The organism is Streptomyces kanasensis, assembly GCF_043077165.1.
Taxonomy (GTDB): domain Bacteria; phylum Actinomycetota; class Actinomycetes; order Streptomycetales; family Streptomycetaceae; genus Streptomyces; species Streptomyces changanensis.
In genome coordinates this window covers 64,407-81,729 of the sequence record NZ_JBIBSF010000015.1, presented here as the reverse complement: position 1 = coordinate 81,729, position 17,323 = coordinate 64,407, and the positions used below count along the sequence as shown (strand labels likewise).

At 74.7% G+C, this 17,323-nt stretch carries 13 protein-coding genes; 10 read left to right on the top strand and 3 right to left on the bottom strand.

Translation table 11 applies throughout. The features are described 5' to 3' along the window. Positions 1–137: 137 nt before the first annotated feature. On the bottom strand, positions 138–686 hold the full coding sequence (locus ACF053_RS28590; RefSeq protein WP_391956648.1) for an NADAR family protein: 549 nt from the start codon (positions 684–686) through the stop codon (positions 138–140). 176 nt (positions 687–862) lie between these two features. Here ACF053_RS28590 and ACF053_RS28585 point away from each other — a divergent pair, with 176 nt between their 5' ends. The 8 genes from ACF053_RS28585 (at position 863) to ACF053_RS28550 (ending at position 10,912) form a co-directional block, all read left to right on the top strand. After that, positions 863–2,422, top strand: a complete 1,560-nt coding sequence (locus ACF053_RS28585; RefSeq protein WP_391956647.1) for a gamma-aminobutyraldehyde dehydrogenase — start codon at positions 863–865, stop codon at positions 2,420–2,422. A gap of 78 nt (positions 2,423–2,500) precedes the next feature. Continuing rightward, positions 2,501–3,748, top strand: a complete 1,248-nt coding sequence (locus tag ACF053_RS28580) for a polyamine ABC transporter substrate-binding protein (RefSeq protein WP_391956646.1) — start codon at positions 2,501–2,503, stop codon at positions 3,746–3,748. A 53-nt stretch (positions 3,749–3,801) separates the two neighbouring features. Beyond that, a complete protein-coding gene (locus ACF053_RS28575; protein WP_391956645.1) occupies positions 3,802–4,959 on the top strand; it encodes an ABC transporter ATP-binding protein in 1,158 nt (385 codons plus the stop codon). Further along, the gene (locus ACF053_RS28570) at positions 4,956–5,915 is read left to right on the top strand and encodes an ABC transporter permease (protein ID WP_391956644.1); all 960 of its coding nucleotides are present in this window, start codon (positions 4,956–4,958) and stop codon (positions 5,913–5,915) included. The genes ACF053_RS28575 and ACF053_RS28570 overlap by 4 nt, the downstream gene beginning before the upstream one ends. Then, on the top strand, positions 5,915–6,712 hold the full coding sequence (locus ACF053_RS28565) for an ABC transporter permease (RefSeq protein ID WP_391956643.1): 798 nt from the start codon (positions 5,915–5,917) through the stop codon (positions 6,710–6,712). The genes ACF053_RS28570 and ACF053_RS28565 overlap by 1 nt, the downstream gene beginning before the upstream one ends. Positions 6,713–6,740: 28 nt before the next feature. After that, the gene (locus tag ACF053_RS28560) at positions 6,741–8,159 is read left to right on the top strand and encodes an NAD(P)/FAD-dependent oxidoreductase (RefSeq protein WP_391956642.1); all 1,419 of its coding nucleotides are present in this window, start codon (positions 6,741–6,743) and stop codon (positions 8,157–8,159) included. Positions 8,160–8,391: 232 nt separating this feature from the next. Next, positions 8,392–8,880, top strand: coding sequence for a hypothetical protein (locus tag ACF053_RS28555; RefSeq protein ID WP_391956641.1), 489 nt, complete (start codon positions 8,392–8,394; stop codon positions 8,878–8,880). Positions 8,881–9,103: 223 nt separating this feature from the next. Then, positions 9,104–10,912 (top strand): chitinase, encoded by a 1,809-nt coding sequence (locus tag ACF053_RS28550; RefSeq protein WP_391956649.1) that lies wholly within the window; start codon positions 9,104–9,106, stop codon positions 10,910–10,912. On the opposite strand, the gene ACF053_RS28545 is transcribed toward ACF053_RS28550, so the two are convergent. Together ACF053_RS28545 and gabT are read right to left on the bottom strand one after the other, a co-directional pair. Then, positions 10,863–11,651 (bottom strand): phosphatase PAP2 family protein, encoded by a 789-nt coding sequence (locus ACF053_RS28545; RefSeq protein WP_391956640.1) that lies wholly within the window; start codon positions 11,649–11,651, stop codon positions 10,863–10,865. The two genes, ACF053_RS28550 and ACF053_RS28545, sit on opposite strands and share 50 nt — an antisense overlap. Before the next feature lie 157 nt (positions 11,652–11,808). Continuing rightward, a complete protein-coding gene (gene gabT, locus ACF053_RS28540; RefSeq protein ID WP_058943976.1) occupies positions 11,809–13,158 on the bottom strand; it encodes a 4-aminobutyrate--2-oxoglutarate transaminase in 1,350 nt (449 codons plus the stop codon). A gap of 244 nt (positions 13,159–13,402) precedes the next feature. On the opposite strand from gabT, the gene ACF053_RS28535 reads away from it, so the two are divergent. After that, the gene (locus ACF053_RS28535) at positions 13,403–15,592 is read left to right on the top strand and encodes an ATP-binding protein (protein ID WP_391956639.1); all 2,190 of its coding nucleotides are present in this window, start codon (positions 13,403–13,405) and stop codon (positions 15,590–15,592) included. 157 nt (positions 15,593–15,749) lie between these two features. Then, a complete protein-coding gene (locus tag ACF053_RS28530; protein ID WP_391956638.1) occupies positions 15,750–17,318 on the top strand; it encodes a PucR family transcriptional regulator in 1,569 nt (522 codons plus the stop codon). Positions 17,319–17,323 lie beyond the last annotated feature (5 nt).

Here is a 17,323-nt window from a genome sequence, read left to right as displayed (position 1 = left end):
CGGCCGCCGTACCCGGCCGCCGTACCCGGCCGCCGTACCCGGCCGCCGTACCCGGCCGCCGTACCCGGCCGCCGTACCCGGCCGCCGTACCCGGCCGCCGTACCCGGCCGCCGTACCCGGCGGTCCCGGGGGCCGGCCTACAGGTCGGCGAGCCGGTCGCGGGCGTCCATCAGCGCGAACCCCAGCAGGTTCAGCCCCCGCCAGCGGGCCGGGTCGCACGCCCGCTCGTCGTCGGCGGCCAGGCCGATGCCCCAGACGCGGTCCACCGGGCTCGCCTCCACCAGGACCCGGCCGCCGGTGCCCAGCAGGTAGCCCGCGAGCCGCGGGTCCTGCCCGAACTTGTGGACGCTGCCCGCCACCACGATCCCGTACCGCTCGCGCCGCCACACCTCCTCGTCGAAGCCGCGCACCAGCCGGCCCGCCTTCTTCGCGACGGCCGGGTTCGCCGCCTCGACGGCCTGCCGCTCGGCCCGCGCGTCACCGAAGAGCCGGGCCTTGGCGGCCATCATCCAGTGCTCGGCCGTGGCGTACCGCACCCCGTCGACCGTGAACGGCGAGGGCCACCACTGGCTGAGACAGCTCGGTCCGAGCCGTCCGTCCGGCCGGGGCCGGTGCCCCCAGAAGTGCAGCCACTTCACCCGTTCACCCCTGCTGACCTGCTGGGTCAGTGCCTCCAGACGCTCCATGCACGCCAGCATGGCAGCCGCCACGGACACTCCGTACGGGGATTTCCGCCCGCACGCGACACATGGTCGACCGAATCCGTCGCGTAATCAAAAGGCAACAACGGAATCCCTTGTTGGGCGGGGATGCCTCTGTCAGGATCGGCACTCAACTCGGGCTGGAGCAACGGAGAGCGTCCATGGAAGACCGCTTTCGGACAGCGGAGACAGAGCAGTCGCAGGGCGTCCGCGCCCTGACCGCCGACCGGGCACGCCGGCGCTTCGCGGCGGGCGCGCAGTACGTCGGCGGGCGGCTGCGCCCCGGCACCTCGGACCACACCCACACCGTGGTCGACCCCGCGACCGGCGACGAGGTCCTCACGTACGCGCTCGCCTCCGCCGCCGACGTGGACGCGGCCGTCACCGCCGCCCGGGCGGCCTTCCCCGGCTGGGCCGGGGCCACCCCCGGCGAGCGCTCCGACGCGCTGCACCGCTTCGCCACCCGCCTGACCGAGCTGGCCGAGGACCTCGCGCGGACCGAGTCCCTCCAGTGCGGCAAGCCGCTGCGGCTGACACGCGAGTTCGACGTGCCGGGGACGATCGACAACACGGCCTTCTTCGCGGGGGCCGCCCGCCACCTCCAGGGACAGTCGGCCGGCGAGTACAGCGGCGACCACACCTCGTACGTCCGGCGCGAGCCCATCGGTGTCGTCGGTTCCGTGGCGCCCTGGAACTACCCCCTCCAGATGGCGGCCTGGAAGATCCTCCCAGCCGTCGCCGCGGGCAACACCGTCGTCCTCAAGCCCGCCGAGGCGACGCCGCTCACCTCGCTGATGTTCGCGCAGGCCGCCACCGACGCGGGCATCCCCGACGGCGTCGTCAACGTCGTCAACGGCACGGGACGGGAGGCGGGGGAGTACCTCGTGGGGCACCCGGGCGTCGCGATGACGTCCTTCACCGGCTCCACCGCCGTCGGCCGGCGCGTTGCCGAGATCGCCACCCGCACCGTCAAGCGCCTCCACCTCGAACTCGGCGGCAAGGCGCCGTTCGTCGTGTTCGACGACGCCGACCTCGAGGCCGCCGCCCACGGCGCGGTCGCCGGCGCGCTGATCAACACCGGCCAGGACTGCACCGCCGCCACCCGCGCGTACGTCCAGCGCCCGCTGTACGAGGCGTTCGTCGAGCGGGTCGCCGCGCTGTTCGCGGGGGTGCGCCTCGGCGACCCCTTCGCTCCGGACACCGACCTCGGACCGCTCGTCACCCACGCCCACCGCGACCGGGTCGCCGCGTTCGTGGAGCGCGCCCGCGCGTACGCCACCGTCGTCACCGACGGCACGGTCCCGCCCGGTGACGGCGCCTTCCACCGGCCCACCCTCGTCACCGGAGCGCCGCAGGGGAGCGAGATCGTCCAGGCCGAGGTCTTCGGCCCGGTCCTCGTCGTGCTGCCCTTCGACACCGACGACGAGGGCCTCGCCCTGGCCAACGACACCCCCTACGGGCTGGCCGCGTCCGCCTGGACCCGCGACGTCTACCGGGCCGGCCGGGCCACCCGCGAGCTCCGGGCCGGCTGCGTCTGGGTCAACGACCACATCCCGATCATCAGCGAGATGCCGCACGGGGGGTACGGCGCTTCGGGCAGCGGAAAGGACATGTCAACCTACTCCTTCGAGGAGTACACGCAGGTCAAGCATGTGATGTACGACAACACGGCGGTCGCCAGGAAGGACTGGCACCGCACGGTCTTCGGGGACCGACCGTGACCGTGGCGGCCGCCGCCGCGCGGTGACGGCGAACCGCCGGACCCGTGGCCACCCACCCATCCCGAAAGGGCACAGCGCATGGAGCAGTACCAGCCCGAAACCCCCTCCGCGGCCCAGGTCGCCGCGATGCGGCGCAGCCTGACCGACGGCAGGGGGTCCCTCACCCGCCGGTCCGTGCTGCGTGCCACGGGCTTCGGGGCACTCGCCGTCGGCGGCCTCGCCGGGGTGAGCGCCTGCGGGATCCCGCCCGCCAAGCGGGAGGGCGGCGGTCCCGCCCCGACGGACTTCTCGGCGACGGAGAAGCGGCTGGCCTTCTCCAACTGGACCGAGTACATGGACGTCGGCGAGGACGAGAAGGGCCACCCGACCCTGGAGGCGTTCACCCGGCGCACCGGGATCGCGGTCAAGTACACCGCGGACATCAACGACAACGTCGAGTTCTTCGGCAAGATCAAGCCGCAGCTGGCCGCCGGCCAGGACACCGGGCGCGACCTGATCTGCGTCACCGACTGGCTCGCCGCGCGCATCATCCGGCTGGGCTGGGCGCAGAAGCTCGACCCGGCGAACCTGCCCCACGCGTACGCCCACCTCTCGGCGCAGTTCCGCCGCCCCGACTGGGACCCGGGCCGGGCGCACTCGTACCCCTGGACCGGCATCTCGACGGTCATCGCCTACAACGTCAAGGCAACCGGCGGCCGCAAGGTCGACTCCGTCGGCCAGATGCTGGACGACCCGCGGCTCAAGGGCCGCGTCGGCTTCCTGACCGAGATGCGCGACACCGTCGGCATGACCCTCCTCGACATGGGCAAGGACCCGGGCGCGTTCACCGACGCCGACTACGACGCCGCGATCGGCCGGCTCCGCAAGGGCACCGCCACCCGGCAGATCCGCCGCTTCACCGGCAACGACTACACCTCCGACCTGGACAAGGGCGACCTCGCCGCCTGCCTCGCCTGGGCCGGCGACGTCATCCAGCTCCAGGCCGACAACCCCGACATCCGCTTCGCGATCCCGGCGGCCGGCTACATCACCTCCAGCGACAACCTCCTCGTGCCCGTCGGCGCCCGGCACAAGACGAACGCGGAGAGGCTCATCGACCACTACTACGAGCTCCCGGTCGCCGCCCGGCTCGCCGCCTACATCAACTACGTCTGCCCGGTCGACGGGGTGCGCGACGAACTCGCGAAGATCGACCCCGCCCTGGCGTCGAACACGCTGATCCTCCCGGACGAGGCCATGGCGGCGAGGTCGCACGCCTTCCGCTCCCTCACCAGCGCGCAGGAGACGGCGTACGAGGAGAAGTTCGCCGGGCTCATCGGTGCCTGAGCCCGCCGCACCCACCGCCGCCGCCCGCCCCTCGACCTCCGGGACCACCCTCCATGACCACTGACACGCACACCGCCGGCGGCGACGTCCGCCTCACCGGCATCAGCAAGACCTACGGCTCCTTCACCGCCGTCCACCCGCTCGACCTGACCGTCCCGCAGGGCTCCTTCTTCGCCCTCCTCGGGGCGTCAGGCTGCGGCAAGACCACCACCCTGCGCATGATCGCCGGCCTGGAGGACCCCACCACGGGCACGGTCTTCCTCGGCGACCGGGACGTCACCGACCTGCCGCCCCACAAGCGGCCGGTCAACACCGTCTTCCAGTCCTACGCCCTCTTCCCGCACCTGAGCATCCACGAGAACGTCGCCTTCGGACTGCGCCGGCGCGGCATCAAGTCCGTCCGCAAGCAGGTCGGCGAGATGCTCGACCTCGTCCAGCTCGGCGACAAGGCCGGGCACCGGCCGCACCAGCTCTCCGGTGGCCAGCAGCAGCGCGTCGCCGTCGCCCGCGCGCTCATCAACCACCCCCAGGTGCTCCTGCTCGACGAGCCGCTCGGCGCCCTCGACCTCAAGCTGCGCCGCCGGATGCAGCTGGAGCTCAAGCGGATCCAGACCGAGGTCGGCATCACCTTCGTCCACGTCACCCACGACCAGGAGGAGGCCATGACCATGGCCGACACCGTCGCGGTGATGAACGGCGGGCGCGTCGAACAGCTGGGCGCCCCCGCCGACCTCTACGACAACCCCCGCACCACCTTCGTCGCCAACTTCCTCGGCACCTCCAACCTCATCGCGGCCGAGGTCGCCGAGTCGGGCGGCCGGGACCTCGTCGTGCGGGCCGGCGGCGGCACGCTGCGGCTCCCCGCGAGCCGCTGCCAGGCGCCCGCCACCACCGGCGGCAGGCTGCTGGTCGGCATCCGCCCGGAGAAGATCTCGCTCGCCCACGCCGACGACGCCGGCGCCGTCGACGCGGGCCGCAACCGCGTCACCGGCCGGATCGTCACGACGTCCTTCATCGGCGTCTCCACGCAGTACGTCGTCGACGGCCCCGCCGGCACCGGCCTCCAGGTGTACGAGCAGAACGTCGAACGCGACCCGCGCCTCGCCCCCGGCGCCGAGGTCGTCCTGCACTGGAACCCGGCGCACACCTTCGGGCTGGACGCCACCCAGGACATCGACGCGGGCGTGGAGAAGGTGGAGGACGCCACGTGACCGTCACCGAGACACCCGGCACGCCCGGCACGCCCGGCGCGACCGGGTCGCCCGCGGCCCCCGGCACGCCGCCGGCGCCGCGCCGGCGGCCCGTCCGCCGGCGGCTCGTCCCGTACTGGCTGCTCCTGCCCGGCGTCCTGTGGCTGCTCGTCTTCTTCGTGCTGCCGATGGTCTACCAGGCGTCGACCTCCGTGCAGACCGGCTCCCTGGAGGCGGGCTTCGAGGTCACCTGGCACTTCCCCACCTACTGGGAGGCCCTGCGGGAGTACTGGCCGCAGTTCGTCCGCTCCCTGCTGTACGCCGGGACCGCGACCGTGCTGTGCCTGCTGCTCGGCTACCCGCTCGCGTACCTCATCGCGTTCCGGGCCGGGCGGTGGCGCACCGTGCTCCTCGTCCTCGTCATCGCCCCCTTCTTCACCAGCTTCCTCATCCGGACGCTCGCGTGGAAGACGATCCTGGCGGACGACAGCGCCGTCGTGGGCGCCCTGAACGCGCTGCACGTCCTGGACGTCACCGGCTGGCTCGGCTGGACCGAGGGCGACCGGGTGCTCGCCACCCCGCTCGCGGTCGTGTGCGGACTGACGTACAACTTCCTGCCGTTCATGATCCTGCCGCTGTACACCTCGCTGGAGCGGATCGACGGCCGGCTGCACGAGGCCGCCAAGGACCTGTACGCGTCCCCCGCCACCACCTTCCGCAAGGTGACCTTCCCGCTCTCCCTGCCCGGCGTCGTCTCCGGCACCCTGCTCACCTTCATCCCGGCGAGCGGCGACTACGTCAACGCCGAGCTGCTCGGCTCGACCGAGACCAAGATGGTCGGCAACGTCATCCAGTCGCAGTTCCTGCGGGTGCTCGACTACCCGACGGCGGCCGCGCTCTCCTTCCTGCTCATGGCCGCCGTGCTCGTCGCGGTCACCGTCTACATCCGCCGCGCCGGAACGGAGGACCTGGTCTGATGCGCCGGCTCCGCGAGAAGCTCGTCCCGCTGGCGGGACTGCTGACGCTCGCCTACCTGCTCCTGCCGAACGTCGTCGTGACGGTGTTCTCCTTCAACGACCCGGTGGGGCGGTTCAACTACTCCTGGCAGGAGTTCTCCACCGCCGCCTGGCGGGACCCGTGCGGCGTCGCCGACCTCTGCGGCTCGCTCGCCCTCTCCCTCCAGCTGGCCGCCTGGGCCACGCTCGGCGCGACCGTCCTCGGCACGATGATCGCCTTCGCGCTCGTCCGGTACCGCTTCCGGGCGCGCGGCGCGGTCAACTCGCTGATCTTCCTGCCGATGTCCATGCCCGAGGTCGTCATGGCCGCCTCGCTGCTCACGCTCTTCCTCAACATGGGCGCCGAGCTCGGCTTCCTGACCGTCCTCATCGCGCACGTGATGTTCTGCCTGAGCTTCGTCGTCGTGGCGGTCAAGGCCCGGGTGCTGTCCATGGACCCCCGCCTGGAGGAGGCGGCCCGGGACCTGTACGCGGGACCGGTGCAGACCTTCCTGCGGGTCACCCTGCCGATCGCGGCGCCGGGCATCGCGGCCGGCGCGCTGCTCGCGTTCGCCCTGTCCTTCGACGACTTCATCATCACGAACTTCAACGCGGGCTCGACGGTCACCTTCCCCATGTTCGTGTGGGGCTCGGCCCAGCGCGGCACGCCCGTGCAGATCAACGTCATCGGCACGGCGATGTTCGTCATCGCGGTGCTGCTCGTCGTCGCCGGGCAGCTCCTCGCCGCCCGGCGCAAGCGTACGGAACACCTCCGGTAACACCCGCACCCTGAGGGAGTTGGAAGCCATGGCCCCCGTCGCCATGCGGACCGTTGCACGATCGCTCTCGGACGCCCAGCCCGTCCCCTTCTGGCTGGAAGACCCCGGCAAGCCCGCCGCCCGCCCCGCCCTCGCCGCGACCGACCACTGCGACCTGCTCGTGGTCGGCGGCGGCTACAGCGGACTGTGGACGGCGCTCCTCGCCAAGGAGCGCGACCCGCGGCGGGACGTGGTGCTCATCGAGGGACGGGAGGCGGGCTGGGCCGCCTCCGGTCGCAACGGCGGCTTCTGCGCCGCCTCCCTCACCCACGGCTTCGGCAACGGCCTGGCCCGGTGGCCGGACGAGCTGCCGAAGCTCGAGGAGCTCGGCGCGCGCAACCTCGACGCCATCGAGGCCGCCGTCGCCGCGTACGGCATCGACTGCGACTTCGAGCGGACCGGCGAGATCGACGTGGCCACCGAGCCCCACCAGCTCGCCGAGCTGCGGGCCACGTACGAGGAGGCCCGCCGCCTCGGCCTCGCCGACGGGCTGGAGCTCCTGGACCGGGACGCCGTGCGCGCGCACGTCGACTCCCCTTCGTTCCTCGGCGGCGTGTGGGACCGGCGCGGCGTCGCGCTCCTGCACCCGGCGAAGCTCGCCTGGGGCCTGAAGCGGGCCTGCCTGGAGGCGGGGGTGCGCGTGTACGAGAACACCCGCGGCCTCGACCTCGCCCCGGACGGCGCCGCCATGGCCGTGCGGACGCCGTACGGCCGGGTCGTCGCCCGGCAGGTCGCCCTCGGCACCAACGTCTTCCCGTCCCTGGTGCGGCGCACGCGGCTGTACACGGTGCCCGTCTACGACTACGCCCTGATGACCGAGCCGCTGACCCCGCAGCAACTGGCCTCCGTCGGCTGGCGCGGCCGGCAGGGCCTGGGGGACAGCGCCAACCAGTTCCACTACTTCCGCCTCAGCGCCGACAACCGCGTCCTGTGGGGCGGCTACGACGCGATCTACCCGTTCGGCGGGCGCGTGCGGACGGAGCTGGACCAGCGCCCCGAGACCTACCTCACCCTGGCGGAGCACTTCTTCCGCTGCTTCCCGCAGCTGGAGGGCGTGCGGTTCACGCACGCCTGGGGCGGCGCCATCGACACGTGCTCCCGCTTCTCGGCCTTCTTCGGCACGGCGCACCGCGGCCGGGTCGCGTACGCCGCCGGCTACACCGGGCTCGGCGTCGGCGCGTCCCGGTTCGGCGCGGAGGTGATGCTGGACCTGCTGTCGGGTGAGCGCACGGAGCGCACCGAGCTGGAGATGGTGCGCAGGAAGCCCCTGCCGTTCCCACCGGAGCCGTTCGCCTGGGCGGGCATCGGCGTGACGAAGTGGTCGCTGGCCCGCGCCGACGCCAACGGCGGCCGCCGCAACCTCTGGCTGCGCGCCATGGACCGCCTCGGTCTCGGCTTCGACAGCTAGCGGGTGCCGCTGGGGGCGCCGCCGGACGCTGCCGCCGGGGGCGCTCCCGGGAGTGCCGTCGGACGCTGCCGCCGGGCCCCCGGACGCCCCCGTACGCGCCGGCGCGCGCCCCGCGGGCCGGTTCACCCCTTCGTGGTGGCCGAAGCCGCGTAATGATCCCTGCCCGCCCGGCTCTCCCCGTGTGACGGCACTGCCCTGACGGGCAGTCGGCCACGGACGAGGAGGCTGCGCGATGACAGGTACGGGGGCTTCGGGCAGGCCCGGCTCGGCGGGGGCACGGGCGGCGGTGGAGTGGCTGGCGTCGGTGGCACCCGACCCCGACGCCTGCCGCTGGGAGTGGGAGCGCGACCCGCTGGGGACCGCCCTCCTCCCGGCGGGGCGGCGCTGGGACGTGCTGATCGTCCCGGGGTGGCTCGGCCACCCGGCGCTGGACGTGCTCCAACGGCTGGTGGAGCGCCCCGGCCCGGTGCTCCGCGGTTTCGGCGGCGAGCGGACGGGCTTCTTCGTCCCGGTCGGCACGGCCGCGCGGTGGGTCGGCACCGGTACGCGTGCCGCCGGCCGGGGTGCCTGGATCGCCGTGCCGCACCCGGGCCGGGTGGTGGGCGCGGCGCGCTGGCTGGTCGTGCCGGACGGCTCCGGCACGCTGACCGACCCGGCCCTGCTGGAGCTGGCGCTGCACGAGGCCGCGGGGCGCATCGCCGGTGGCGGCGGGAGGGCTTGACAACCGGATTGGTCTGGACCATGTTGTGCGCGCCGCACCCTCGACACCCCCACCCCCGGGAGCAGTTGTGGACCGCACACGTCGCCCCAGACCCCTCGCCGCCGCGCTGGCGGCCGTACTCGCGGCGGGCGTCCTCGCCGCCGCCGCGCCCACCACCCAGGCGCACCCCCGCACCCGGCCCGCGCCGGAGCAGTTCCCCACCGCCCCCGCACCGGCCCATGCCGTGCCCGCGCCCGCCGATACCGCCGCCGCGCGGGCCGGTACCGCCGCCGCGCGGGCCGGTACCGCCGCCGCGCGGGCCGAGGCCGCGCCCGCCGCCGACACCGAACTGGTCCGCAACGGCGGCTTCGAGGTCGGCCTGGACGGCTGGACCTGCTCGGCGGGGAGCGGCGCGGCGGTCGACGCGCCCGTACGCACCGGCACCCGGGCCCTGCGCGCCACCCCCGCGGGCGGCGACCACGCGCGCTGCGCCCAGACCGTCGCCGTCCGGCCCGACGCGGCGTACACGCTGAGCGGCTGGGTGCGCGGCGGCCTCGCCTACCTCGGCGCGTCCGGCACCGGCACCACCGACGTCTCCACCTGGACCCCGTCCGCCCCCGACTGGCAGAAGCTCACCACCACCTTCCGCACCGGCCCCGCCACCCGGTCGGTGACCCTGTACACCCACGGCTGGTACGGCACCGCCGCCTACCACGCCGACGACCTGTCCCTCACCGGTCCGAGCGGCGACCCGGTGCAGCTCCCCGCCGCCCCCGCCGGCCTCGCCGCCGGTACCCCCACCTCCTCCAGCGTGCCGCTCACCTGGCAGCCCTCCGCCGGCGCCACCGGCTACACCGTGTACCGCGACGGCGCGCGGGCCCTGACGGTCACCGGCACCTCTGCGACCGTCACCGGCCTCGCCGCGGCCACGTCGTACGCCTTCCAGGTGACCGCGACCAACAGCGCCGGCGAGTCCCCCCGCTCCCCGGCCGTGACCGCGCGCACGGCCGACGGAGGCACCGGCCCCGGCCCCGCGCTCCCCGCCCACGCCCTCGTCGGCTACCTCCACGCCAGTTTCGCCAACGGCTCCGGGTACACCCGCATGGCCGACGTCCCGGACTCCTGGGACGTCGTCAACCTCGCCTTCGGCGAACCCACCGCCGTCACCTCCGGCGACATCCGCTTCCGCCTCTGCCCGCGGACCGAGTGCCCGAACGTCGAGACGGAGGACGAGTTCAAGGCCGCGATCCGCGCCAAGCAGGCGGCGGGCAAGAAGGTCCTCATCTCCATCGGCGGCCAGAACGGCCAGGTCCGGCTCGCCACCGCCGCCGCCCGCGACGCCTTCGTCGCGTCCGTCGCGAAGATCATCGACGAGTACGGCCTCGACGGCCTGGACATCGACTTCGAGGGGCACTCCCTCTCGCTGGACACCGGCGACACCGACTTCCGCAACCCCACGACCCCGGTCATCGTCCACCTCGTCTCGGCGCTGCGCACGCTGAAGGCGAGGTACGGCGCGGACTTCGTCCTGACCATGGCGCCCGAGACGTTCTTCGTGCAGCTCGGCTACCAGTACTACGGCTCCGGCCCCTGGGGCGGCCAGGACCCGCGCGCCGGCGCCTACCTGCCGGTCATCCACGCGCTGCGCGACGACCTCACCCTCCTGCACGTCCAGCACTACAACTCCGGCCCCATCATGGGCCTGGACGACCAGTACCACTCCATGGGCGGAGCCGACTTCCACATCGCCCTGACCGACATGCTGCTCACCGGCTTCCCCGTGGCGCGCGACCCGGGCCGCTTCTTCCCGGCCCTGCGCCCCGAGCAGGTCGCCATCGGCCTGCCCGCCTCGCCGAACGCGGGCAACGGCCACACCCCGTCCGCCGAGGTGAACAAGGCGTTGGACTGCCTCACCAAGGGCACCGGCTGCGGCACCTACCGCACCCACGGCACCTGGCCCGGCCTGCGCGGCCTCATGACCTGGTCCGTCAACTGGGACCGCTTCAACGGCGGCGAGTTCTCCCGGAACTTCGACGCCTACCGGTGGAACTGACCGCCAGGTAGCCGCCGCCGAACAGCAGCAGGCTGCCGGCGACGTCCAGCGGCCAGTGGTACCCGCGCAGCACGAGCCCCGCGCCCGTCGCCGCCGTCAGCACCGCGGCGACGGGCAGCAGCACCCGCCGGTGCACCAGCAGCGCCGCCCCGCAGTACGCCACCAGCGCGGTCGCGGTGTGCCCCGACGGGTAGTAGCCGGTCGCCTGCGTCAGCGGCCCCGGCCGGTCGAGCAGCAGCTTCAACGGCACCACCAGGGCCGGGACGAGCGCCATCGCGGCGAGCGCGTACAGCGCCCGGCGCCGGCGCCCGCGCCACGCGGCGTACGCGGCGGCGGCGGCGAGGACGGGCAGGGCGACCGGGACGTTGCCGAGGTCGGCGCCCAGCTCGGCGAGCGGGGCGGGGCCCCGGCCGACGAGGGCGCGGCCCCACCGCTCGTCCAGCGCCGCCAGCGGGCCGTGGACGGCCACCTGCCAGGTGACCAGAAGGAAGCCGCAGAGCAGCAGGAGCGCGCAGACGAAAGCCGGCCGTCCCGGAACAGGGGGGGTTGTTCCGGGACGGCCGGGAGGACCGGTGCGCCGCTCGCCCCGGGGGGTATGGGGCGGGCGACCGTCCGATCGGTGAGGAGTGCCGGAGCCAGAGGCGCCGGCGCGGTGCGCGAGGGCACGGCCAGGGCGGAACTGGGGAGGTCCCGACCTGGATCCGCCCGCAGTCCCCTGCGAGCGGCTTTCTTCTCTCATCCGTGCCGACCGTACGCCACGGCCTGGGGGACCGACAGGCGGACCCCCAAGCCGCCATCGGCCCCCCACAGCTTCTTCACGACGTGTGCGTCCGGGCGCTCCCCGGGGCCGACGGAGCCGGCGCGGGGAGCGCCCGGAGGGGGCGCGGAGGAGCGCGTCAGATGCGGGCGTACGCGGCCTCGATGACGTCCAGACCCTCGTTGAGCAGGTCCTCGCCGATCACCAGCGGCGGCAGGAAGCGCAGCACGTTGCCGTAGGTGCCGCAGGTCAGGACGAGCACACCCTCGGCGTGGCACGCCTTGGCGAGCGCGGCGGCGGCCTCCGGGTTCGGCTCCTTGGTCGCGGCGTCCTTGACCAGCTCGATCGCGATCATGGCGCCCCGGCCGCGGATGTCACCGATGTGGCACCCGACCTTGTCGGCGAACTTCTCCTGCAGGGCGGCGAGGCGGCCCTTCATGACCTCCTCGATGCGCTTCGCCTTGGCGTTGAGGTCGAGCTCCCGCATCGTCTCGATGGAGCCGAGGGCGCCGGCGCAGGCCACCGGGTTGCCGCCGTAGGTGCCGCCGAGGCCGCCGCCGTGGACGGAGTCCATGATCTCGGCGCGGCCCGTGACGGCGGCGAGCGGCAGGCCGCCCGCGATGCCCTTGGCCGTCGTGATCAGGTCGGGGACGATGCCCTCGTCCTCACAGGCGAACCACTGGCCGGTGCGGCAGAAGCCGGACTGGATCTCGTCCGCGACGAAGACGATGCCGTTGGCGTTGGCGAACTCGACGATCGCCGGGAGGAAGCCCTTGGCCGGCTCGATGAAGCCGCCCTCGCCGAGCACCGGCTCGATGATGATCGCGGCGACGTTCTCGGCGCCGATCTGCTTGGTGATCTGGTCGATCGCCTGGGCGGCGGCCTCGGGGCCGCAGTTCTCCGGACCGGTCGGCCAGCGGTAGCCGTACGCCACCGGCACGCGGTACACCTCGGGCGCGAACGGACCGAAGCCGTGCTTGTACGGCATGTTCTTGGCGGTCAGCGCCATCGTGAGGTTCGTCCGGCCGTGGTAGCCGTGGTCGAAGACGACGACGGCCTGGCGCTTGGTGTACGAACGGGCGATCTTGACCGCGTTCTCGACGGCCTCGGCACCGCTGTTGAACAGGGCCGACTTCTTCTCGTGGTCACCGGGGGTGAGCTCGGCCAGCGCCTCGCAGACCTCCACGTACCCCTCGTACGGGGTGACCATGAAACAGGTGTGGGTGAAGTCCTGCAGCTGCGCGGACGCGCGGCGCACGACGGCCTCCGCGGAGGCGCCCACGGAGGTGACCGCGATGCCCGAGCCGAAGTCGATCAGACGGTTGCCGTCCACGTCCTCGATGACACCGCCACCCGCGCGCGCGGTGAACACCGGCAGCACGGAGCCGACGCCACCCGCGACGGAGGCGAGGCGCCGGGCCTGGAGCTCCTGCGACTTCGGGCCGGGGATGGCGGTGACGACGCGGCGCTCCTGCGGGATTTCGGTCATGCGGGGCTCCTGGGGGTGCTTGACGGCGCGATGGCTCTACTTCCTCCGGCAGGCTAGGCCCGCGCGGGGGGACGAGGCATGCGCCGTTCGGGAGTGGTGGGCCGCGCGTCGTTGTCCGTGGCGGACATAGCGCCCGGGGCGCGGTCCCCGGGTCCGCGTCGACCGGTCCCCCCGGCCGCTCCGGGCACTACATTGGCCGGTGCACGCACGCGGGCGGCCTGGCGGGTCAGGGGGCAGGGGAATCATGGACAGGGACGGTACGTCGTACGAGGCACGGGGCACCCACGCCGACCCCGGCCCGCACCCGGCTGTCCCCCCGCCGCACCCGGCGGGGGCCCCGTCACACCCGGCCGTCCCCCCGCCGCTGCCGGCCGCCCCGCCCGCGGCGCCGGCGGTCCGGGCCCCGGCGCCCTCCGGGGCCCGCCCCGGCAGCCCCGCGGCGCCGCCCGCGCCGCGCCACGCGCCCGCGGCGGCACCGTCCGTCCTCGACTGGCTGCGCACCCCGCGCCCCGAGGCGGAACCGGGGGTCTGGCGGCTGGGGCACCGGCCCCGGCCGGCGGAGGAGCCCGAGGACGTCCCGGCGCGCAGGCTCTTCGCCGGGGCGGTCATCGCGCTGCTCAGCGGCTGGCTCCTGTGGTCCCTGCTGTGGAACGGCTACCTCGGCCACTACTGGATCTGGCCGCTCGTCGTCCTCACCCCCGACTCCTGGCGCTCCGACGGGGAGACCTGGGCCACCGCCAGCGACGTGTACTACGTCCTCGTGGGCGGCGGCCTGCTCGTCTTCTTCGCCCGCGTCGGCCACGTCCCGGAGATCTGGCGCCGCTACGCCCGCCGCTCCCGCGCCCGGGCCGCCGCCGTCCCGCCGCCCCGCACCGGCGCCGACCCCGCCGACTGGCCCGAACTGCGCGACGCCGGTCTGAGCGAGGCGGCCGACCGGCTCGCCGGGGCCGTCCGCGCCGGCACCCTCGGCGACGTCGACTACGCCCGCATCCAGCGGGCATGGCAGGGCGTGCGCGCCCGCCCCGACCGGATCGCCGCGTTCACCGACGCCGTGCGCGCCCAGGGGCCGGCCGCCTGCGCCCACCCCTCCGGGGCGCGCGACCTGCCGGCCCGCACCGCCACCCACGACCTGGCCACCGGGCAGGTGCGCATCGGCACCGCCGCCGACCACCCCCGAAACCCGTACGCGCGACGAACGACGGGCGTCGCCCTGGACCCCGCCCTGCTCGGCACCTCCCTCCTCGCGGTGGGGCCCGCCGGATCAGGCAAGACCGAGCGGCTCGTGCGCCCCGTCACCGAGGGGCTGTGCCTGCAGGCGCTCGCCAACCGCGCCGCCGTCGTCGCCGTGACGGCGCAGGGATCGCCGCTCGCCCCCGACGCGGCGTTCGACGTGGTCATCCCCGTCGGCCGCCCCGGCTCCCGGTACGACCTCGACCTGTACGGCGGCGCGGACGACGCCGACGAGGCGGCCCGTACGCTCGCCGAGGCGCTCGTCGGCGACCTCGTCCCCGACAGCCGCCGCGCCGCGACGGCGCTCGCCCAGCTCATCGGCCCGCACCGCGCCGCGCACGGGCGCTTCCCCGGCGTACCGGAGCTGCGCGAGCTGCTCGGCGGCGACCCCCGGGCCCTCGCCGAGCTGCGGGCCGCCGTCGCCGGCGACCCCGCGCAGCTGCGCGAGCTGGACGCGCGCGCCCGGCAGGCCGGGCGCGGCGACGACGTCGCGGTGCTCCTCGCCGAGCGCATCGCCTTCCTGGACCGCCCCGCCTTCGCCGACTCCTTCCGCACCGACGGCGCCGGCCGCCCCTTCTCGCTGCGCGCCATCGAGCACCCGCTGCGCGTCCGCGTCGACCTGCCCGAGCGCGGCCACGCCGAGGCGTCGCGGATCGTGGCGCGGCTGCTGCTGGCCCAGTTCACGGAGGCCGCGCTCGCCCGCGCCGACCGGTCGCTCTTCGCCTGCCTGGTGCTGGACGACGCCACGGACACCGTCACCGCCGACTCCGTCCGCGCCGTGCAGCGGCTGCGCTCCGCGCACGCGGGCGTGGTGCTCGCCCTGCGCACCCTCCAGGACGTGCCGGAGCACCTGCGCGGGCCGCTGCTCGGCGCGGTCGGCTGCCGCATGGCGTTCTCCGGGCTCGCCCCGTGGGACGGCGGCAGGTTCGCCGAGGTGTGGGGGACCGAGTGGGTGCAGACCCGGGACGTCACCAACCGGCAGATCATCTCCGACGAGCCGCTGACCAAGGCGATGCACTTCATGCGCCGTCTGGTGACCGGCCGGGCGGCCACCGCGGAGGCGGTCACCGTGCGCGAGGTGGAACGGCAGCGCTGGTCGGCCTCCGAGCTGGCGCACGGGGTGCCCGCCGGGCACGCGGTGTTGTCCGTGGCGGACGTCCGGGGGGAGCACGCGCCCCCCGTCCTGGTCGACCTGCGGGGCTGACCGGCGCGCGTCGCGAGGGACACTGGTACGTCCTGGCACAATTGGAGGGAGCCGTTCATACGGGACGGCGAAATCGGCGGGGAGCGGCGGGGAACCTCGTCCGCCCCCCTCCACGCCGTCCCCCTCCTCCTCACCTCCCCGAAGGCCGGCCGGTCCCATGCCGCTCACCCTTGCCTCGCTCGTCCAGCACCCGGCGCTCAAGCTCGCCGTGCGCGCCGGCGCCGAGCGCCTCGACACCCCCGTGCGCTGGGCCCACGTCAGCGAGCTCGCCGACCCCGTCCCGTACATGGAGGGCGGCGAGCTGCTGCTCACCACCGCCATGACGCTCGACGCGACGGACGCCGAGGCCATGCGCCGCTACGTCCGCCGGCTCGCCGGGGCGGGGGTGGTCGGCGTCGGCTTCGCCGTCGGAGTGAACCACGACGAGATCCCCCAGGCGCTGCTGGACGCCGCCCACGACGAGGGCCTGCCCCTGCTGGAGGTGCCCCGCCGCACCCCCTTCCTCGCCATCTCCAAGGCGGTGTCCGCCGCGCTCGCCGCCGACCAGTACCGGGCGGTGACCGCCGGCTTCGAGGCGCAGCGGGAGCTGACCCGCGCGGCGCTCGCCGAGGGGCCCGGTGCCGTCGTGGCCCGGCTGGCCGCCCACGTCGACGGCTGGGCGGCGCTCTACGACGCCTCCGGGGCCGTCCTGGCCGCCGCCCCCGACTGGGCGGCGCGGCGGGCGGCTCGGCTCACCCCGGACGTGGAGCGGCTGCGGGAGCGGGCCGCGCCGGCCAGCACCGTCGTCGGCGGCACCGACGACCGGGTGGAGCTGCAGTCGCTCGGCACCGGCCGGCGGGTGCGCGGCGCGCTGGCGGTGGGCACGGGGGCGCCGCTCGGCACGGCGGAGCGGTACGCGGTGCACTCGGCCGTCGCCCTGCTCACCCTCACCACGGAGCGGTCGCGGTCCCTGCAGGCAGCCGAACAGCGGCTCGGCGCCGCGGTGCTCCGCATGATGCTCGCGGGGCAGCCGGACCACGCCCGGACGGTCGCCGGGGACCTGTACGGCGGGCTCCTCGACGCCCCCTTCCGGCTGCTGATCGCCGAGGCGGCCGGTGACGCCGACCCGGCCGCCGAGGCACCACTGGCCGCGTTCGCCGACGTGCTGGAGGCGGCCGCGGCCCACGCCGGAGAGGCGGTGCTGACCGTGCCGGAGGGCGACGACCGGCTGGTGGTCCTCGCCGAGGACGGGGGAGCGGTGGTGGCGGCCTGCGCCGCGTACGCGGCGAAGGAGGCCGACGAGGCCTGCGCCGTCGTCGGGCTGTCCGCGCCGGCCGGCCCGATAGCGGCCGGCACCGCCTACAAGCAGGCGGAGCAGGCCCTGTCGGTGGCCCGCCGGCGGGGGCGGGCGCTCGTCGAGCACGAGGAGCTGGCGACCGGCTCCCTGCTCCCGCTGCTCGCCGACGACGCGGTGCGGGCCTTCGCGGACGGCCTGCTGCGGGCGCTGTACGAACACGACGCGACCGGCCGCGGCGACCTCGTCGCCTCCGTCCGCGCGTGGCTCTCCCGGCACGGCCAGTGGGACGCGGCCGCCGCCGACCTCGGGGTCCACCGGCACACGCTGCGGTACCGGATGCGGCGCGTCGAGGAGATCCTCGGCCGCTCCCTGGACGACCCGGACGTCCGCATGGAGCTGTGGCTCGCCCTCAAGACCACCGGTGACCAGCCGTCCCAGCCCCCCAGGTGACCTGG